Below are 20022 nucleotides of genomic sequence, written 5' to 3' on the forward strand. Positions count from 1 at the left end.
GGTTGGAACTTGTTCGTGGCGATCGCCGGCGACAAGCGCGAAGAGCTCAACTCCGCGGACCGCGATTTCGCCGACTCCGCCATCGTGAATTTCGATTACGGCGGCCAACGGTGGACCTTCTTCAATGGCTCGCCAAGAAACATTCCGGCGAATGCGGTCGCAACGACGGGCAACCTGGCCGGCGAGACCGTCAGCCTAGGCTATCTGAGCAGCGGCAGCTGTCCGGAGGGTTCGGCGCCGGTCGGCGCCGCGTGCTACTACGACTACGTCCGTAACATCCAGCTCTATCCCGAGCGCGAGCGCAAGAACGCCAACGCGTCGCTCAATATAAAACTGGGCGAAGCGCACAATCTGTTCGTCGATGCGCTGTGGTCCGAAGCCAAGTCGCTCTCGAAGATCGCTCCAGTGCCTGGCGAACTGGGCGTCGACGTGGGCTCGGCGCTCTACAACCAATATCTCGCGGGCGTCGTTGACGACGCGGGCACCCCGCTATTCGGACCGGTGGACGCGGATGGAGACGGCGTGATCGATCCCATCGTCGCGCCGTATCGTACCTTCGATCTGGGCCAGCGCATCAATGACGATGAAGCCAGGTTCTATCATGCCGCGATCGGCATCGAAGGCGATCTCAGGGGCTGGAACTATGACTTCGCGCTGACGCAGTCGGAAAGCGATGTGAAAGGTCACATCGCCGGCTATCCCGGCGCCCTCGCGTTCGATGCCGCGCTGGCGAGCGGAGCCATCGATCCTTTCGTCGGGCCGGGACAACAGACTGAAGCGGGCCTCGCCGCGCTCAACGCCATCAACTACCGCGGCTATTGGGACGGCGGTACTTCACGCATGCAAACAGCGGAGCTGCGGGCGTCCACTGACTTGTTCGACCTGCCCAACGGCAAACCGGTGATGTTTGCGGCGGGCCTGAGTCATTACCGGGAAAAATTCCAATCGAAGCCCAGCCAGTTCGCGCAAGCGAATCTGGACGATCCAGTCGCAGGCACTCCCGCCGCCGGCGGTCCCGGCACTGGCGATCAACGGTTCGGCGACGCCGCCGCTTCCATTCCGTATGGCGCCGACCGCAACGTAACTGGCGTGTTCACGGAGATCAACGTGCAACCGCTGGAGTGGCTGGAACTGTCGGGCGCGGGTCGTTACGACGACTACAGCGACGTGGGCTCGACGACCAACTACAAGGTCAGCTTCCGCGTCACACCGGCGCAGCAGTTCATGATCCGCGGTTCGTACGGGACGGGCTTTCATGCGCCGACCGTGCCGCAACTCAACGCCTCGCTACAGAACTACGGCGTCACGGCGAATCCCTACGATTGCACTCCGGACCTGGCGGCCATCGCCTCGAGCCTGGGCGCGATCTGCCGGCCGCCACAAACGCAATATGACGTCTTCGCGGGCGGCAATCCGGACCTGACGCCCGAAGAGTCGGAACAAGCCATGCTGGGCATGGTGTTCGAGTTCTCGCGCGAAGCCTCGGTCGGCCTGGACTATTGGTGGGTAGGGATCAAGGACGCCTTCGGTCAGATCGAGGAGACGGAGGCGTTCGCCAATCCGACGACCTATCCGGATGCCTGGACCACGTTCACGGATATCGGCACCGGCACGACCTACATCGCCTACAACCAGACCAACATCAATACCGGCAAGGAGTATTACAGCGGCATCGACTTGAACGCCGACGCCAGCTGGCAGTTGCCGTTTGGCAAGTTGCGCACGCAACTGGTGGCCACCTACATGATCACCGACAAGGAACAATTGACCAAGGACGGCCCCTACTACCGGAACATCGCCAACTATTCGACGCCGCTGGATGAGGTGACCTTCCGTTGGGTGGGACGCCTGCTGACCACCCTGGATCACGGACCGTTCTCACACACGATCACCATGAACTACAAGAGCAGCTACCTGGACGTGGAGACCACGGTGGACGGCATCGACGCCAACGGCGATTTCAACGGCGAGGTCGCGGACGTTCGCCTGGACGTCGACGACTACTTCACGCTCGACTGGCAATCGAGCTGGCAAATCACCGATTGGGTGCGACTGACGGTCGGTGCGCTGAACCTGTTCAACGAAGACCCGCCGCTGTCGCTGACGGCGAGCAATTTCCAGATCGGATACGACGCGCGCTACTACGATCCGCGCGGTCGGGTTCTGTTCGGACAGGTCTCGTTCAAGTTCTGATCGAGCTCACTGGCGGGCCAGGACGGCCCGCCAGTTTTTATCGACGCCATCCATCTCAGGGCGCCGCACACTCCTGCATTCATTTGTTTCTCCCCCGAAGGGGGAGAAACGCTTACTCAGGGCGCCGAGCACATGCAATAGTAATAAACATTCTGCGGATCGTTGAACCGCGCCAGGCGCGTCAACTCCGTTTCCAACGGCGCCAGGATGCGGCGGGCGTTGGAAAACAATTCGTGCTCCGGCACCAGCGCTCGGGTGACCCGCGCGGCCAGCGCTTGCGAGCGCATGGCGAGCGCCTGGCGCCAGCCCATCGACGGCTCGATGTAATGGACCTTGTAGTCCTTGCCCAAACCCGCTTTTTCCGCCGCGGAATCCAACGCGTCTTTGTACGAGCCGAGCTTGTCGACCAGTCCGTGCTGAGCGGCGTCGATGCCCGCCCACACACGCCCCTGCGCGACCTCATCGATATCCTGGAAGGACTTCTCGCGCGCCGTGGCCACGTTGTTCACGAACACGCTGTAAGCGTGATCGATGGAGTTCTGCAGGATCTCCTTCGCGCCATCGTTCAGCGTGCGATCCAGGCGCAGCGAGCCGGCGAACGGCGTCGTACCCACGCCGTCGATGGTCACGCCGAACTTCTCCAGCGTGCGCTCGATGGTCGGAAACACGGCGAACACGCCGATCGAGCCGGTGAGCGTCGCGGGGCTCGCCCAGATCTCATCCGCATCCATGGCGATGTAATAACCGCCCGACGCCGCCGTGCTGCTCATCGACGCGATCACCGGCTTGCCGGCGTCGCGTAGTGCATCGATCTCGCGACGGATGACTTCCGATGCCAGCATGCTGCCGCCAGGGCTGTCGATTCGCAGCACCACCGCTTTGATGGTGTCGTCATAAAGCGCGTCGCGCAGCAGACGTGACGTCGAATCGGAGCCAATCGTGCCCGGCGGCTGCGCGCCGTCGAGAATCTCGCCCGACGCAACCACGACGCCGACGCGATCGCCTTCGAGCAGCGGCTCGCTGGAGCGGGCCGCGGCCAGGTAGTCCCAGTTCATGATGCCGTTGAACGTATGCTCGTCCTTGTCCTCGCCGACCAGCGCCTTGATCTGATCCTCGAATTCCCGGCGCGACTTCAGCTCGGTGACCAGATTCCGTTCCAGCGCCGCGGTCGCCAGATCGCCGCGATGTGACTTCGCGATTTCGGCGTACTCGTTCGCGTAAGCCGCAATCGCAGCTTCATCGAGCCCGCGCGCCTTGGCGACGCCCGCCAGATACTGTTTCCACAGCGCATTCAACCACGCCATGCTCTCCTGCTCTTCCTGCTCGGACATGTCGCTGCGGCTGAATTGATCGGTGAACGATTTGAACTTGCCGGCGCGGAACACGTTCACGTCGACCGCCAGCTTGTCGATCACGCCTTTCAGGAACGTGCGGTAGTAGCCGAAGCCTTCGATGAGCACCAGGCCGTGCGGATCCAGATAAATCTCGTCCGCCTGCGCGGCGAGGTAGTACTGCGCCTGGTCGAAACTTTCACCGAACGCAAACACCTTCTTGCCCGCCGCCCGGAAGCGCTGGATCGCCGCCGCCAGCTCCTGCATCTTGGCGATGCCGCCACCGGCCATGCCGCTCAGATCGAGCACCATCAGCTCGATGCGCTTGTCTTTCGCCGCGGTGTCGACCACATCGACCAGATCGCGCAGCAATGTTTCAGGACGGCTCTGACCGTACGCCTCCGCCACCGCACGCTCGAACGGATCGCCCGCCAGCTGCTCGACCAGCGCGCCCTGCGGCGAGAGCACCAGCGCCGCCTTGTGAGGAACGATCGGATTGGGCGGCGACATCAACGCGCCGATCGCCAGGAACAGCACCAGCAGCACGATGAGATGCAACACTTTGCGCAGGCCATCGAGACCGCGCCAGATGAAGGTCAGGAACCAGGCAATCGCTTTCATGGAGCAGGCGCCAAATGTCGAGTAAGGAAAAAAATCAGGTCGTAGCGTAAGTCAGGCGGTAGATGGCGCCGGCGGCATCGTCGGAAATCAGCATCGAGCCATCCTCGAGCACCAGCAGATCGACCGGCCGTCCGAGCACGTCGTCATCGCGCGTGAAGCCGGTTGCGAAAGGTTCATAACTGATCGCCTGGTCGCCGTCGAGCCGTACCAGGGTCAGGCGATAACCGCTCTTGCCGGCCTTGGCGCTGCGGTTCCAGGAGCCATGTTCGGCGATCAACACCTGATTGCGATACTTCTCGGGAAACGCGGTGCCCGTATAGAACTTCACACCCAGCGGCGCGACGTGCGCGCCCAGGGTTCGCACCGGCGGCGTCATGCGGGAGCAGTCGCCCAGCTTGCCGAAGTCGGGATCCTTGGTGTCCCGGCCGTGGCAGTAAGGAAAGCCGAAGTCGAGCCCGGCGCGCGGCGCGACGTTGAGCTCGCAGGGCGGCGAATCGTCGCCGAGATAATCGCGGCCATTGTCGGTGAACCAGAGCTCTTTGGTGGTCGGATGCCAGGTGAAGCCGACGGAGTTGCGGACGCCGCGAGCGAACACTTCATGGCCCGAGCCATCGGCATTCATGCGCGTAATGACGGCGAAGTTCGGCTCGTTACAAACATTGCAGGGCGCGCCGATCGGCACATACAACTTCCCGTCCGGACCGAACGCGATGTATTTCCAGCCGTGATGGCGGGCCGTCGGCAGATCGTCGCGCACCACTTTGGGCGCCGGCACACCGGTCAGCGACGACTCGATGTCGTCATAGCGCAGGATGCGGTGGACCTCGGCGACATAGAGCGCGCCATCTCGGAAGGCGACGCCGTTCGGCATGTTCAACTTGTTCGCGATCACCCGCACCGCCGGTTTGAGTCCGGTGCCTGGCGAGCCGCTGATGGCGTAAACATTGGTGCCGCGCGTACCCACGAACAAAGTGCCCTTCGCGCCCAGCGCCATGGAGCGCGCGGCCGGCACATTGTCGGCGTAGACCTCGAGCTGGAAGCCGGCGGGCAGACGAACGTTCTGCAGCACCTTGTCGGTCGCCGGACTGGCGAACGCAGCCGTCGCGCAACAGGTCGCGAGCAAGCTGAACAGCAGGCGGTGGAGAGAGGTGGGCATGGTGTCTCCGCTGGGAAGACACAGTTTAACCACCAAGGAGACGAAGCAGTTAGCCGCGCTGAGGCGCGCGGCCAACCGGGATGGGAGGGATGACCGGCGTGTAGCTTTGAACCAACGCCGGCCAGCAATCCGTAGGTGTGAATTACACCTTTTCTTCGATGCGCGCGGCCTTGCCGGTCAGATCGCGCAGGTAGTACAGCTTGGCGCGACGCACGTTACCGCGACGCTTCACGGTGATGGCGCCGATCGACGGGCTGTAGGTCTGGAACACGCGCTCGACACCTTCGCCGTGCGAAATCTTGCGCACGGTGAAAGACGAGTTGAAGCCGCGGTTGCGACGGGCGATCACGACGCCTTCATAGGCCTGCACGCGCTCGCGGTCGCCTTCCTTCACCTTCACTTCCACGACGACGGTGTCGCCGGGCGAGAAGTCCGGAATTTCTTTGCCAGTGGCTTCGCTCTCGAGCTTTTCGATGATGTTCATGGTCGTACCCATCCAAAATTCAAACCGGCGGCGGAGACGCGTCTCGCTCCGCCAAAAATTCTTTCAATAAGCGCTGCTGCTCGGCCGTCAGCGCCAGTTTCTCGATCAAGTCGGGCCGCCGCAGCCAGGTGCGCCCGAGCGCTTGCTGCTCGCGCCAGCGGCGGATCGCGGCATGATTGCCACCGACCAGCACCGCGGGCACCGCCTGCCCTTCGAACACTTCTGGCCGCGTGTAGTGCGGCCAGTCGAGCAGCCCGGCGACGAACGAATCCTCGATCGCCGAGGCCTCATCGCCCAGCACGCCCGGCAGCAGCCGGACCACGGCGTCGATCAGCACCAGCGCCGGCAGCTCGCCCCCCGACAACACGTAGTCGCCGATGGACACGCTTTCGTCGATCTCCGACTGAATCAGCCGCTCGTCGACCCCTTCGTAGCGCCCCGCCAGCAGCAGCAGGCCCGGCAACTTCGCCAGCTCCTGCGCCTTCGCATGCGTCAACGGCGCTCCATCGGCGGCCAGATAGACGCTGCGACTGCCTGCCGGCAATCGCGCCTTCGCGGCTCGTATCGAAGTCCGCGCCGGCTCGATCGTCATCACCATGCCCGGCCCGCCCCCGTAGGGTCGGTCGTCGACGGACTTGTGCACGTCGGTCGCGAACTCGCGCGGGGTCGTGGCGTTCACCGCCACGGTGCCGCGCTCGATGGCGCGGCCCAGAACACCCACTCGAACTGCTTCGGCCACGAACTCCGGAAACAGCGTCACCACTTCGATGCGCATCGCCAGTTCCGACTTCCCAATGGGCCTCAATCGTCCAGCCAGTCCACACCCCAGTCGAACACGATGCGTCCGGCATCCAGGTCGACCTTGACGATCCGATCCTTCACGAACGGGATCCAGTGTTCCCTGGCGCCTTTGACCACCGCGATATCGCCACCCGGCGTACTGCGGAAGTGGTCCAGCCGACCCAGCGATTCACCGCTCGGGGTCACAGCTTCCAGTCCTTCCAGATCGCTCCAGTAAAACTCTCCGGGCGCCGTCGGCGGCAGCTCGCTGCGCAGGACGGCAATCTCGATGCCCACCTGCAATCGAGCCTCTTCCGGAGTCTCGATCCCGACGAGCTTCGCCAGCACGCCCTTGGCGGTCATCCGCCCGTCTTCGACTTCGACCGCTTCCCACTGCCCGGCCCGATGCAGGTGCCAGCGGTCGTAATCCAGAATGTTCTCGGGCGGGTCGGTGTACGAAGTAATCCGAACCCAGCCCTGCACGCCGAAAGTGCTGCCGATCTTGCCCAGCACCACCCAGCGGTCGTCAGCCTGCGCGTCGCTCATTGGCGGCGCTCAAACTGCAATTCAGGCCGCGACGGCCTGCTTACGATGCGTCTTGACCAGCTCGGCCACGCGCTCGGACGGCTTCGCGCCCTTGCCGACCCAGTAGTCGACGCGGTCCAGCTTCAGCTCCAGGCGGCGCTGTTTGCCGGTCGGAATCGGGTTGAAAAAGCCGATCTGTTCCAGGGTCGTGCCGCCCTGACGCATACGGCTGTCGGTGACGACGATGTGATAGAAGGGCGTCTTCTTCGCCCCACGACGGGTGAGCCGGATCGTGACCATGCTGCTAAAGCCTCGAAATCAATACGTAAAGCCGGGCGTCCGGGCACGGGGCTCCCGGAAAAGGGCGCGAACTATACTGAAAACAGGCCATTAGTGGAAGGGTAACGGGTTTGGCTTTCCTGCCAGCCTGAAGAGCCCACCCCCTGCCCCCTCCCGATGGGAGGGGAATTATCTTTATGAGACTTTGGCTCGCCTGCGGCGAGCCGGGCTAATGCCTCTCCCACAAAGGAAAAAATCAAAAATTGAGTTCCCCCTCCCGTTCACGGGAGGGGGTCAGGGGGTGGGTCTTCGGGCCCGCAAAAGCTAGTGAGGCCTGGGGAAGCCGCCGCCGCCGCCGAAGGCGCTCATCAGCCGGCGCAGGCCGCCGCCCTTGGAGAACGTCTTCATCATCTTCTGCATCTGCATGTGGTTCTTCAGGAGCTTGTTGATCTCCGAGACATGCACCCCCGAGCCGGCCGCGATCCGGCGCTTGCGGGAGGCATCGATGGTCTTGGGATAGCGGCGCTCGCCCGGGGTCATGGAGCGGATCATGGCCAGCTGGCGCTTGATGTCCTTTTCATTGCCCTGGGGCATCTGCGCCGCCTTGCCGGCCAGCTGCGCGGGCAGCTTGTCCATGAGCGCGCTCAGGCCGCCCATTTTCTCGACCTGCTGCAGCTGATCGTGCAGGTCCTCCAGGTCGAAGTCCTTGCCCTTCTTCAGCTTGCGGGCCAGCTTCTCGGCCTGCTCGCGATCGACGCTCTGGCTGACCTTTTCGACCAGCGACAACACGTCGCCCATGCCCAGGATGCGCGAGGCCACGCGCTCGGCGTGGAACGGCTCCAAAGCATCGGTTTTCTCGCCCGTGCCCATGAAAAGGATGGGCGCGCCCGTGATCTGCCGCACCGACAAGGCCGCGCCACCCCGCGCATCGCCATCGGTTTTCGTGAGCACGACACCCGTCAACGTCAGCGCCGCGCCGAACGCCTTGGCCGCGTTCACCGCGTCCTGACCGGCCATGCTGTCGACCACGAACAGCGTTTCCGTGGGCGAAACGGCGCCTGCGATGTCCTTGATCTCCACCATCATTTCGTCGTCGACGTGCAGACGGCCGGCGGTGTCGACGATCAGGACGTCATAGAGCGCCTGCTTGGCCTCGGTCAGCGCTTCCTTCGCCAGCGTCACCGCGGGCTTCTTCGGATCGGACGGGAAGAACGCGACGTCCAGCTGGGCCGCGAGCCGCTCCAGCTGCAGGATGGCCGCGGGGCGGTAAACGTCGGTACTGGCGAGCAGCACCTTCTTGCGCTCGTTCTCCTTCAGCCACTTGGCGAGCTTGCCGGCTGAGGTGGTTTTACCCGCGCCCTGCAGGCCGGCCAGCAGAATGACCACGGGCGGCTGCGCGCGCAGGTTCAGCGGCCGGACACCCGCGCCCATCAGCGCGATCAGCTCGTCGTGGATGAGCTTTACCAGCATCTGGCCCGGCGTCAGGCTCTTGTCGAACTCCTGACCGACGACCTTGGCGCGGATGGTGTCGACGAAGCCCTTCACGACCGGAAGCGCGACGTCCGCCTCCAGCAGCGCCATACGGACCTGGCGCAGCGTGTCGGCGATGTTCTCCTCGGTGAGACGCCCGCGACCGCGCAGGCTCTCCATAACGCCTTGCAGGCGTTCAGTCAGCTTGTCAAACATTTGGTGTGTACTGAGCGGGCGAGTTTGATTACGCCCAGTTTACAGCGATCCGCTATCCTAGGCCGTCATCCTTATCTGAGTCCCCCACCTCAGTGTTGTCCATCGTCGTTCTCGCCTGCTATCTGGCATGCGCCGCATGGCTTGCCTCGAGCGTGTATCGCGCCGATGAGAAGGCTGCGCACGGCCGTCGGATCGCCGGCTTGGGACTGGGGGCCATCGCGGTCGCGCTGCACGCCGCCCTGCTCTGGCAAAGCGTGTTCGCCAAGCCCGAACTGGCGTTCACCGTCACCGAAACGGCTTCCCTCATCGGCTGGCCCACCGGCCTGATCGCACTCGTGCTCACCTGGGCGCGCCCCCGCTTCGCGGGCATCAGCTCGATCCTCATGGCCGTCGCAGGCGTCGTCGCTGCGACTACCGTGGAAGGCAACGCGGGTTACGCGCTCGAACAGCAGAGTTGGGAGATCGCCGCGCACATCGTGCTCTCGACGTTGGCTTATGCGCTTCTCACCATCGCCGTCGCACTCGCCGTGGCATTGGCATTGCTCGATCGCCGGCTGCGCAGCCGGCGGCCGCTCGGCATGCTCACGATCCTGCCGTCGATGGAAGCGCTCGAGTCCGCCACGTTCCAGGCGCTCGGCGCCGGTTTCGCGGTGCTGACGCTCGCGCTGTTCAGTGGTTTCATTTTCGTGCGCGACCTGTTCGCGCAGCATCTCATCCACAAGACGGTGCTGTCGTGCCTCGCGTGGGTCGTATTCGCGGTGCTGTTGTTCGGTCGCTGGCGTTTCGGCTGGCGGGGTCGAGTCGCGAGGAACTGGACTTTGAGCGGCTTCGCGCTGCTGGGTCTGGCGTATTTCGGTTCCAAAATCGTGCTCGAGACCATTCTGGGCCGGCACTGGGGTTGAGGAACGGATTTGAGTCTGCATGCGATCGGTTGGATGAGCACGTTGGTGCTTGCGATCCTCGTGGCCGCAGCCATCGGCTTCTTCTTGGGCCGCGCTTTGACGCGCCGGCCCCGGGCCAAACCGCGCCGTCGCACGGAACAAACGCCGTGGCCGCCCGATAATCCCCGCCGCCGTCTCACCGACAAGTTGCTCGACCTCGACGCCATGAAGGTCGACGACATCATGATCCCGCGCAGCGAGATCTCTTATATCGACATCAGCGACGACTGGGACTCCATCATCGACACGCTGCGCTCGACCCCTCACACGCGCCTGCCGGTGTGCGAGAACAACCTCGACAACATCATCGGCATGCTGCACATGAAGAAGGTCGCGCACGCGCTGGCACGCGCCGACCTGACGCGCGAACGATTGTTACAACTGGCGCGCGAGCGAGAAGGCTACTTCGTGCCCGAGGGCACGACGCTCAGCGTGCAGCTGCTGAACTTTCAGCGCGATCGCAGGCGTATCGCGCTGGTCGTCGACGAATACGGCGACATCCGCGGCCTGGTGACACTCGAGGACATTCTCGAAGAAGTCGTCGGCGACTTCACCAGCGCGCCGGGCGCGCTACATCAGGACATCCATCGGGATGCCGACGGCAGTTTCGTCATCAACGGCGCCATCAGCATCCGCGTGCTGAACAAGACGCTCGGCTGGGAGCTGCCCACCGATGGCCCGCGCACCTTGAACGGCTTGATCCTCGAATTCCTGGAGACGATTCCGCAGCCAGGCACCGGGCTGAAGCTCGGCAACCTGTCGGTGGAGATTCTCCAGACGGCGGACAACAGCGTGAAGACCGCGCGCATCCGGCCGATCGGCGTGCAGCTCGAACAATCAAAAGGCGTTGCGTAACGCTTCGTCGAGCCGTTCCACGCCGATCACTTCCAATCCTTCGATCTCACGGCGCGGCTTGTTCGCTTCCGGCACGATGGCGCGTTCGAAACCGTGTTTCGCGGCTTCGCGCAGGCGCTCCTCGCCGTAGGGTACCGGCCTCACCTCGCCCGCCAATCCCAGCTCGCCAAAGCAAACCAGTCGCGGCGCGAGCGGCCGATCACGCACGCTCGATACAGACGCGAGAACGGCCGGCAGGTCTGCCGCGGTCTCTGAAATCCGCACGCCGCCGACAACATTTAGAAACACGTCACGCCCAGCGGTGGAGACGCCGCCGTGTCGATGCAAAACCGCCAGCAACAGCGCGAGACGATTCGCTTCCAATCCCACGGCGACGCGGCGCGGATTCATCCCTTGCGCTTCATCGGTGAGCGACTGCACCTCGATCAACATCGGACGGCTGCCTTCGCGCGCCACCATCACCGCGCTGCCTGCGACAGGTTGCGGATGCTGTGACAGGAAGATCGCCGATGGATTCTTCACTTCTCGCAATCCCTGCTCGGTCATCGCGAACACGCCCACTTCGTTGGCGGCGCCGAAGCGATTCTTCACAGCGCGCACCAAACGGAAGCGACTGCCCGCGTCGCTCTCGAAATAAAGCACCGTGTCGACCATGTGCTCGAGAATGCGCGGACCGGCGATCACACCTTCCTTGGTGACGTGACCGATGATCAGCACCGACACGCCCGATGACTTGGCAAAGCGCACCAGCGCGGCAGCCGCCTCGCGCACTTGCGAGGCCGAGCCTGGCGAGGAATCCACGTCGTTGACGAACATGGTTTGGATGGAATCGATGACCAGCACGCGCGCGCCCGACTGTTGCGCATGCCCGAGGATGGTCTCGACATTCGTCTCCGCCAGCAGTTGCAACGTATCGCTGACGACTTCGAGACGGCGCGCGCGCAAGCTCACCTGCTGCAACGATTCTTCGCCGGTGACATAGAGCGTCGGAGTCGCGCGACTGAGCGCATCGCCCGCCTGGAGCAGCACCGTTGACTTACCGATGCCAGGATCGCCGCCGAGCAGCGTCACCGAACCCAGGACCAGGCCGCCGCCGAGCACGCGGTCGAGCTCCTGCAAACCAGTCGCGATGCGCGGCTCGCTCGTTTCGGACACCTCGGCCAGTCGCCGCGGCCGTTCAGTGCCGGCCGCCAACGGCCGACGATCCGCGCCGGTGCGTGAGGTACGGCTAATACTCATCCGTTTGAGCGTGTCGGCCGCGCCGCAGGAGGGGCACAGGCCCTGCCACTGCAGACTCTCGTTGCCACACTGCTCGCAGACAAAGATTTCCTTGGTTTTGGCCATGGTTCCTGCAGGGGCGCCGGAGCGCCCCAAGACGTTATGGATGTGAACTGATCGGCAGCACCGCAGCGAAGAGTTTGCCTCATGCCGTTTGTGGGGCCAGGAGCCCACCGCGGTGTGACGCCGCCGGCAATTTAACCTATCGTCCTTCGCTATACTCGCGCCGCAATTTAGGGGTGACATCACTCGTGGCGGCAAAACTGGCGCGATTCTCCTGGCTTCCCGGCGGGCTGGCTGCAGCCCTGGCGGTTGCCGTGGGCCATTGGGTTTACTCGCCCGCCTCGCTGCCGTTGGAGCTGGATGTCTACGACGGCATGATGACTTCCGTCGAGGCCAAGCCGTCGCGCGAGGTCGCGATCGTTGCCATCGACGACGCCAGCCTGGCCCAGCTCGGCGAATGGCCGTGGCCGCGCGATGTGCACGCCAGCTTGATCGACAAGCTGAAAGCGGAAGGCGCGCGCGTCGTCGCATTCACCGTTCCATTCGACACCGCCGGTCGCACCAGCGAGCGTGAAAAAGTTCGTGCTGCGCTCGCGCTACTCGAGTCCAGCAACCTCGGCAATTCCGAACAGGCCCGCCAGCTGCGCAAGCTGCTCGGCGAGTCGGCCGCGGGGCGCGATCCCAACGCGCATCTCGCCCGATCCATGGCATCTCACGGCAATGTGATCCTGCCGATGCACATCCGCCTCAACGAAGCCGCCACCGGCAGCGATGAGATTCCCGCGCGCTTCTCGCCGGCCAGCGATCCCTCGGTGTTGAACAGCGCCGCCCGCGCCGACGTCACGATGGTGCCGGCGCCGGTGTTTCTGGCCGAGGCCAGCGGCATCGGCCACACCTATCTGCCGGCGGACGCAGATGGCGTCGTGCGCACCAGTCTTGCCGCGGTTCGCGTTGGCGCCAGCCTGGTGCCGTCGCTCTCCGCTGTCATCACCGGTCGCGCCCTGGGCGTTTCGCCCAATGAACTGATCTTTCATTCCAACAATGTGCTGACCATGGGAACTCGCCGGACCCCGCTGGATTCCACTCAGCACAGTCGTCCACGTTACTTCCCGCCGAGCGGCGTGCAGGCATTTCAGCAATATCCCTACTGGCAGGTGTTATCGGGCGGCGTGCCGAAGGGCCAGTTGCGCGACAAGGTCGTGCTGATCGGGCTGATGAACAATGACAGTGCCGATGACTCCGTCGCGACGCCCGTGAGCAAATCCACGCCGCCGGTAGTTGCCATTGCCAGCGCCGTGTCGAGCTCGTTGGCCGCGCAGACATATTCACGCCCGGCCTACGCGCCCGTGATCGAGTGGGGCGTCGTCGTGCTCGTGCTGCTGTTCTCGGCTTTCATGCTGCCAGCCGCCGGCGCCGCGATCGGCGGAATGACCACGCTGCTATTCATGGTGCTGCTGGTCGGCTCCGAGGTCGTCCTGCTGCGGTCGTCGCGGGTGTGGCTGCACTTGATGCTTCCTTGCCTGGCGCTGGCCGCGGGGTATGGTTTGTATCTGGTCGGGGAGTTGATCCGTCGCGCCAACATCAGAGCGGGCGACGGTGCGCGCGATCCCGGTGCAAATCTGCGCTCGCTCGGACAGACGTTCCACAAGCAAGGCCAGCTCGATCTCGCGTTCGAGACCTATCAGCGCTGTGCGCTGGATGCACCGACCATGGAACTGCTCTACAACCTGGGCATGGACTTCGAGCGGCGCGCGCAACTTGCCAAAGCATCGGCGGTGTACACCTATATCGCGACGCGCGATCCCAATTACCGCGAGCTGAAGGTCCGTCGCGCACGCGTGCGCGAAGAGCCGTTGACTCGAGAACCGGCAACGCGCGCATCGATGGCGCGCGAATCCCGCGAATCGATGGCACATGAGACGGCGACGCCCGTGCCCCCCGTCAAACGCGAGCCGCCGCGGCCCATCCGGCCGCGACAGCCCGCGATCGATCTGAAGGACCACGAAGAGACCGTGCCGGACCTGCTCGACATTCCCGCGGCGGGACGCCCGTCCTCCAAGCGCACCCTCGGCCGTTACGAAATCGAACGCGAGCTCGGCAAAGGCGCCATGGGCATCGTCTACCTGGGCCGCGATCCGAAGATCAATCGCGTGGTGGCGATCAAGGCGATTCCGCTGGCCGAGGAGTTCGAGGAAGACGATCTGGCCGAAGCCCGCGCGCGCTTCTTCCGCGAGGCGGAGATGGCAGGCCGGCTGAACCATCCGGCCATCGTCACCGTTTACGATGCGGGCGAAGACAATGGCCTTGCATACATCGCCATGGAGTACCTGCGCGGCCACCATCTGAGCACCCACACCGACGTGAAGCAGCTGCTGCCGCCGAAAACCGTGATGCTGCTCGTCGCCCGCGTGGCCGAGGCTCTGCACTATGCGCACCGGCAGAACGTCGTTCATCGCGACATCAAACCAGCTAATATAATGTTCAATCCCGAGACGGATGAACTGAAGATCACGGACTTCGGAATTGCGCGCCTGACCGATACAAGCCGAACCAAAACCGGAATCGTCCTGGGCACACCGTCATTCATGTCACCGGAACAACTCGAAGGGCGCACGCTCGACGGTCGCTCCGATCAATTCGCGCTGGGCGTGAGCCTCTATCAGCTGCTGTGCGGCCAACTGCCGTTCCGCGCCGACTCGATGCCGCGCTTGATGCAGAAGATCGCCACCGAGCCGCACACTCCGATCCGCACGATCCGCCCCGATTTGCCGCCGGAGGTCGAAGCCATCATCGACCGCGCGCTGTCCAAGTCGGCCGACGATCGTTATGTGACTTGCGCCGAATTGGCCATGGCCTTGCGCGCTGTCGCCGGTCCGCCGGAGAAGAGCGCGGCACGGGCCGAACACGAGTGGTTGCTACCGTGACCCAAACGCTGCGGACAGGGAGGGTCAACTAGGTGGTGCGTGGCAAGATCCGCTCCGTAGGGTTGAGCGACGTCGGTCGCGTGCGTGAGCACAACGAGGACACCATCGGTGTCGACGCCGACATCGGTCTGTTCGTGCTCGCCGACGGCATGGGCGGCTACAACGCCGGCGAGGTAGCCAGCGGCATTGCCGTGAAGACGGTGATGAGCCTGGTGAAGGAAGCGGTCGAGCACCAGGACATGTCGTCCTCCGATCCGGAAACCGGCATGGCCCGTCCGAGCATCGTGCTACGAGATGCGATCGCGCGCGCCAACAAGATCATCTATCAGACGGCGAAGACCCAGCCCCAATGCGAGGGCATGGGCACCACCATCGTCGCCTGCCTGTTCTTCGACAACCGCGTGGCCATTGCCCACGTCGGCGACTCGCGCCTGTACCGGCTGCGAGCCAACCGGCTCGAGCAGATGACCATGGACCACTCGCTGCTTCAGGAGCTGGTCGACCGCGGCTTCTATTCCCAGGCCGAGGCCCAGCGGGCCACCAACAAGAATTACGTGACCCGGGCGCTCGGCGTGGAGCCCACCGTCGATGTCGAGGTCCATGAACAGCCTGTGGATAAGGGCGACTTCTTCTGTCTGTGCTCCGACGGCCTGTCCGACATGGTCGAGGACGATGACATTCACTTAACTATGAGCACCTTTAGTGCTAGCCTTGAAACGGTTGCTAAGCAATTGATTCAATTGTCGAACGACAATGGCGGTCGAGACAATGTGTCGATCATCCTTGCGCAAGTTGTGGACTCGTTCGCAGCGCGGACAGGGGTAGTTGACAGAATCTTGCGCTGGTTCGGCTAGTCACACTGGTCGCTGAACGGCACTACTCGGGGACGAGCAAAATGGCACGGTTGATCCTTAGCCTGGACGGTCAGGTGATGGCCGAATACAACATGAACAAGGAGCGGTATACCGTCGGCCGACTCCCCGATAACGACATCCGCATCGACAACCCGGCCGTGAGCGGTCACCACTCGCTGGTGATCAACATTCTCAACGACTCGTTCCTGGAAGATCTGAACAGCACCAACGGCACTTACGTCAACGGCAAGCTGATCAAGAAGCATGCGCTTCAGCATGGCGACGTCGTGACGGTCGGTCATCATCAGCTGCGCTTCGTCGACACGCAGAGCTCGGACACCGAGCCGGATGAGTTCGAAAAGACGATGGTGATCACTCCGGGCTCCGCCGTGGCCGCCATCGCCGCGAAGAAAGCCGCGACCGTGTCGCCTCCTCCGCCGGCGCCCGCGCCGAAGGCTGCTGCGGCCCCGACGCCCGTTTCAACTTCCGCTCCGCCGATGACTCGCCCCATGCCGCCCGCGGGCAACACGAGCGCCACGGGCGAGCACCCCGGCATCGCTTTGCCGAAGGCAAAGCTGCAAGTGCTGAGCGGCGCCTTCGCCGGCCGCGAGCTCGAATTGAACAAAGCCCTGACCACGCTGGGCCGCCCCGGCGTGCAAGTCGCCGCGATCACCCGTCGCGCCGACGGCTATTTCATCGTCCACGTCGACAGCGGCAAGCCTGGCGACTATCCGTCAGTGAACGGCTCCGCCATCGGTGAGCAGGCCCGCAAGCTGGCCGATAACGATGTGATTTTGTTGGCCGGCGTGAAGATGGGCTTCTTCGAAGGCTGAGCGTCCCCGCTCACCACGCCGCAACGGTGATTTGTCCTCTCCTTCGGAGAGGACGCCGCTACTCGAACGACTTCTCACACTGAGCGAACGATCAGCGCGCGAAGCGCCGCTGATGCAAGCCTTTGCGAGCAGAGAATACCGTACGCCGGATGCAAGCCATTGCGTGCACTAACGCTGCACGTTGATGCAAGCTTCTGCGATCTGCCGATACTGCACGCTGAGCGCCGCAGATCTATTCTGGAAAAGAAAAACTATTTTTTATTTTTGAGTTTTTTCTTGGGGCGGAGACTTTCCGAAGGAAAGGCTCAAGCCCCCTTCCACAGCAGCGGCACGCGCGAAGTCACACGGCACACCAATTCATAACAAGTCGTGTCCGCGTAAGGCACAAGCCGCTCCGCCGGCAGCCCCTCCCCCCAAACAACCACTTCGTCGCCAGCCTTCGCTTGCGGCAGATCCGTGATATCGATCGAAATCATATCCATCGAGACCCGACCGGCAATCGTTGCCTCCTTGCCACCGACCAGCACGGGCGCGCCATTACGCGTGCCACGTGGAAAGCCGTCGCCGTAGCCGATGGCGGCAATGCCAATGCGTGACGGGCGCTGTGCGCGCCAGATGCCGTTGTACCCAACCGGCTCGCCGACACCGACGTTCTGAACACCGATGAGCTGAGTCGACAGCGTCATCGCCGGCCGCAGGCCGAACTCGGCGGCAGTCTGGTTCGGCATCGGCGACATGCCATAGAGCATCAAGCCCGGCCGCACCCAATCCTGATGCGCCTCCGGCCAACCGATCACCGCAGCCGAATTGGCGACGCTGCGCTCGAGCCCGAGCGGCGCGACCAGATCGTCGAAAACTTTCAGTTGAGTCGCGGTGACATGACCGCGTTCTTCCGAGGAAGACAAGTGAGTCATCACTCGAATCTGGCTCACGGAAGAGCAGCGCTGCAGACGAGCGTGAGCGGCTGCGAAATCTTCGACGCGAAAGCCCAGCCGGTTCATGCCGCTGTTGAGCTTCAACCAGACGATGAAGCGATGCGACCCGGCGAACTGCTCCAACGCATCGAGCTGTTCGGGAGAGTGAACGACGATCTCACATTGTTCTTTGGCCGCAAGGGCGAACTGCTCGACGCCGAACACGCCTTCAAGCAACAGGATGCGCTGAGTTACGCCGGCTTCTCGAAGCGCAACGGCATCGGCGAGACGAGCCACACCTAAACCATCGGCATCCGCGAGCGCGCGGGCGACGCGAATCATTCCATGGCCGTAGCCATTGGCTTTGACGACAGCAATGACGCGCGAGCGAGGCGCCATCCGCCGCACCACTGCCAGATTACTGCGCAGTGCCGCCGCATCGATGGTCGCAACCGGGAAGCTCACTCAGAAAGGTCCGTCGCCGAACGCGGCCTCGGGAGCGTAATTCTCGAACTTGGTGAATTTGCCGAGGAACGTCAGCTCGATATCGCCAGTCGGACCGTTACGCTGCTTGGTGATAATGATGTCGGCGATGCCCTTGCGCGGCGTCTCGGGGTTATAAACTTCTTCGCGGTAGATCATCATGATGATGTCCGCGTCCTGCTCGATAGCGCCCGATTCACGCAAGTCCGAGCTCACCGGCCGCTTATCCGTACGCTGTTCCACAGCGCGATTCAGCTGCGACAGCGCGATCACCGGCACCGACAGCTCTTTCGCCAGCGCCTTCAGCGAGCGCGAGATCTCGGAGATCTCGGCGGTGCGGTTTTCCTTGTTGCCCGGCACCTGCATCAGCTGCAAGTAGTCGACCACGATCAGATCCAGCCCATGCTCGCGCTTCAAGCGCCGCGCACGCGCGCGCACTTCGGTAGGAGACAGGGCGGGCGTGTCGTCGATAAAGATGTTCGATGATTTCATCATCGAGATGGCCATCTGCACCCGCGACCAGTCGTCGTCGTCCAGCTGCCCGGTGCGCAGCTTGGTCTGATCGACGCGGCCCAGCGAGGAGACCATACGAAACGCCAGCTGCTCGCGGCCCATTTCCATACTGAACACGCCCACCTTGGCCTGCTTCGGGCCGAAGGCGGCGTTTTCCGCCATGTTCAGACTGAACGTGGTCTTGCCCATCGAGGGACGGGCGGCGACGATGATGAGGTCGCCCTTCTGCAGGCCGGCGGTCATCTCATCGAGCTTCTTGAAGCCGGTGGACAGGCCGGTGATGGCGCCGGGGTTCTGCGACAGCGTGTCGATCAGATCGATGATCTTGCCGACTTCGTTTCGCAGCGGCACGAAGCCCGAGCCGGTCTTGTTGCGGCTCTCGGCGATTTCGAACACGCGGCGCTCGGCTTCGTCCAGGATCTCCGCGGACGCGCGACCTTGTGGGTCGTAGGCGCCATTGGCGATTTCACCGCCGACAGAGATCAGTTGGCGAAGTGTCGAGCGTTCGCGGACTGCATCGGCATAGGCTCGAACGTTCGCGGCGCTGGGGGTGTCACGAACCAGTTGCGCGAGGTAAGGCAGGCCGCCGACCTCGGACAGCAGGCCTTTGCGCTCCAGCCATTCGGACAGAGTGACGGCGTCGGAAGGCTCGCCGTTGGCGCCGCGCTCGGCGATGGCCTCGAAAATGATCTGATGATCGCGACGATAGAAATCGTCGGCGACGATGCGGTCCGCGATGTTGTCCCAGACGCGGTTGTCCAGCATCAGGCCGCCGAGCACGGCCTGCTCCGCCTCGATGTTGTGAGGCGGGACCCGGATGTCATCCACCGCTGTGTCTCTATCGCGGGCGCGACGCGCACCCGCGAACGAGAACTTGCCTTCGGCTTCGGCCACGGTGGCGAGCCGAGGGTTATTCTTCGCCGATGATCACGACCGGCAGGTCGACGTTGACGTCGGTGTGCAGGTGGAGCTGCACGACGTGCTCGCCAGCCTGACGGATCGGGCCGTTCGGCATGCGCACTTCGGCGCGCTCGACCGCGTGGCCGGCCTTCTTGAGCGCCTCGACGATGTCGCTGTTGCCCACCGAGCCGAACAGCTTGCCTTCGCCGCCGGCCTTGGCCGTGAGCGACAGCTTGAAGCCTTCGAGCTTCGCGGCGCGCGACTGGGCGCTGGCCAGCTCTTCCTTCGCGACCTTCTCGAACTCGGCGCGACGGGCTTCGAACTTGGCGACGTTTTCCGGCGTGGCCAGCGTGGCCTTGCCCTGCGGCAGCAGGTAGTTGCGGCCGTAGCCGGCCTTCACCTTGACCTTGTCACCGATGTTGCCGAGGTTGGCAACCTTCTGCATCAGAATGATTTCCATCAGCCTATC

The 20022-nt window shown here is 63.5% G+C and carries 17 protein-coding genes; 6 read left to right on the forward strand and 11 right to left on the reverse strand.

Going from position 1 to position 20022, the window contains the following annotated elements; genetic code table 11:
• The coding region (locus GYH35_RS29010; protein ID WP_161830254.1) for a TonB-dependent receptor domain-containing protein at positions 1 to 2193 on the forward strand (2193 nt) is incomplete at its 5' end.
• 116 nt (positions 2194 to 2309) lie between these two features.
• Here GYH35_RS29010 and sppA read toward each other — a convergent pair.
• From sppA to ffh, 7 genes are all read right to left on the reverse strand, one after another.
• Positions 2310 to 4145: a signal peptide peptidase SppA gene (gene sppA / locus GYH35_RS29015; protein ID WP_161816060.1), complete on the reverse strand. Its 1836-nt coding sequence runs from the start codon at positions 4143 to 4145 to the stop codon at positions 2310 to 2312.
• A gap of 34 nt (positions 4146 to 4179) precedes the next feature.
• Positions 4180 to 5301 carry a PQQ-dependent sugar dehydrogenase gene (locus tag GYH35_RS29020; RefSeq protein ID WP_161816061.1) on the reverse strand — a complete coding sequence of 374 codons (1122 nt, stop codon included), beginning with the start codon at positions 5299 to 5301 and terminating at the stop codon, positions 4180 to 4182.
• Positions 5302 to 5443: 142 nt separating this feature from the next.
• Positions 5444 to 5785, reverse strand: coding sequence for a 50S ribosomal protein L19 (gene rplS / locus GYH35_RS29025; RefSeq protein ID WP_161816062.1), 342 nt, complete (start codon positions 5783 to 5785; stop codon positions 5444 to 5446).
• 19 nt (positions 5786 to 5804) lie between these two features.
• Positions 5805 to 6560: a tRNA (guanosine(37)-N1)-methyltransferase TrmD gene (gene trmD / locus GYH35_RS29030; RefSeq protein ID WP_161830255.1), complete on the reverse strand. Its 756-nt coding sequence runs from the start codon at positions 6558 to 6560 to the stop codon at positions 5805 to 5807.
• A gap of 26 nt (positions 6561 to 6586) precedes the next feature.
• Positions 6587 to 7111 carry a ribosome maturation factor RimM gene (gene rimM, locus GYH35_RS29035; RefSeq protein WP_161830256.1) on the reverse strand — a complete coding sequence of 175 codons (525 nt, stop codon included), beginning with the start codon at positions 7109 to 7111 and terminating at the stop codon, positions 6587 to 6589.
• 21 nt (positions 7112 to 7132) lie between these two features.
• Positions 7133 to 7390, reverse strand: a complete 258-nt coding sequence (gene rpsP, locus GYH35_RS29040) for a 30S ribosomal protein S16 (RefSeq protein ID WP_161816065.1) — start codon at positions 7388 to 7390, stop codon at positions 7133 to 7135.
• Between the two features lie 303 nt (positions 7391 to 7693).
• Positions 7694 to 9055 (reverse strand): signal recognition particle protein, encoded by a 1362-nt coding sequence (gene ffh, locus GYH35_RS29045; protein WP_161830257.1) that lies wholly within the window; start codon positions 9053 to 9055, stop codon positions 7694 to 7696.
• Between the two features lie 92 nt (positions 9056 to 9147).
• Between ffh and GYH35_RS29050 the strand changes: the two genes are divergently transcribed.
• Positions 9148 to 9957, forward strand: a complete 810-nt coding sequence (locus GYH35_RS29050; protein ID WP_161816067.1) for a cytochrome C assembly family protein — start codon at positions 9148 to 9150, stop codon at positions 9955 to 9957.
• A 9-nt stretch (positions 9958 to 9966) separates the two neighbouring features.
• The gene (locus tag GYH35_RS29055) at positions 9967 to 10851 is read left to right on the forward strand and encodes a transporter associated domain-containing protein (protein WP_161816068.1); all 885 of its coding nucleotides are present in this window, start codon (positions 9967 to 9969) and stop codon (positions 10849 to 10851) included.
• Here the strand turns inward: GYH35_RS29055 and radA are convergent.
• Complete coding sequence (gene radA / locus GYH35_RS29060) at positions 10834 to 12195, reverse strand: DNA repair protein RadA (protein WP_161816069.1); 1362 nt, start codon at positions 12193 to 12195, stop codon at positions 10834 to 10836. The genes GYH35_RS29055 and radA overlap by 18 nt on opposite strands.
• A gap of 185 nt (positions 12196 to 12380) precedes the next feature.
• Here radA and GYH35_RS29065 point away from each other — a divergent pair, with 185 nt between their 5' ends.
• Genes GYH35_RS29065 through GYH35_RS29075 form a run of 3 tightly spaced genes read left to right on the forward strand, consistent with a single transcriptional unit; the run spans position 12381 to position 16743 of the window.
• Positions 12381 to 15056, forward strand: coding sequence for a CHASE2 domain-containing serine/threonine-protein kinase (locus GYH35_RS29065; RefSeq protein WP_161830258.1), 2676 nt, complete (start codon positions 12381 to 12383; stop codon positions 15054 to 15056).
• Between the two features lie 35 nt (positions 15057 to 15091).
• Entirely contained in the window at positions 15092 to 15910 is an 819-nt protein-coding gene (locus GYH35_RS29070; protein WP_198683229.1) for a Stp1/IreP family PP2C-type Ser/Thr phosphatase, read from the forward strand.
• A gap of 41 nt (positions 15911 to 15951) precedes the next feature.
• The gene (locus GYH35_RS29075; protein ID WP_161816071.1) at positions 15952 to 16743 is read left to right on the forward strand and encodes an FHA domain-containing protein; all 792 of its coding nucleotides are present in this window, start codon (positions 15952 to 15954) and stop codon (positions 16741 to 16743) included.
• A 305-nt stretch (positions 16744 to 17048) separates the two neighbouring features.
• On the opposite strand, the gene alr is transcribed toward GYH35_RS29075, so the two are convergent.
• The 3 genes from alr to rplI form a co-directional block, all read right to left on the reverse strand.
• Positions 17049 to 18122 carry an alanine racemase gene (gene alr / locus GYH35_RS29080; protein ID WP_161830259.1) on the reverse strand — a complete coding sequence of 358 codons (1074 nt, stop codon included), beginning with the start codon at positions 18120 to 18122 and terminating at the stop codon, positions 17049 to 17051.
• On the reverse strand, positions 18123 to 19481 hold the full coding sequence (gene dnaB / locus GYH35_RS29085; RefSeq protein WP_202624851.1) for a replicative DNA helicase: 1359 nt from the start codon (positions 19479 to 19481) through the stop codon (positions 18123 to 18125). It abuts the gene before it with no gap.
• 82 nt (positions 19482 to 19563) lie between these two features.
• On the reverse strand, positions 19564 to 20013 hold the full coding sequence (rplI, locus tag GYH35_RS29090; protein ID WP_161816074.1) for a 50S ribosomal protein L9: 450 nt from the start codon (positions 20011 to 20013) through the stop codon (positions 19564 to 19566).
• Between the last annotated feature and the right edge of the window lie 9 nt (positions 20014 to 20022).

Source organism: Steroidobacter agaridevorans (genome assembly GCF_009932555.1).
GTDB classification, from domain to species: domain Bacteria; phylum Pseudomonadota; class Gammaproteobacteria; order Steroidobacterales; family Steroidobacteraceae; genus Steroidobacter; species Steroidobacter agaridevorans.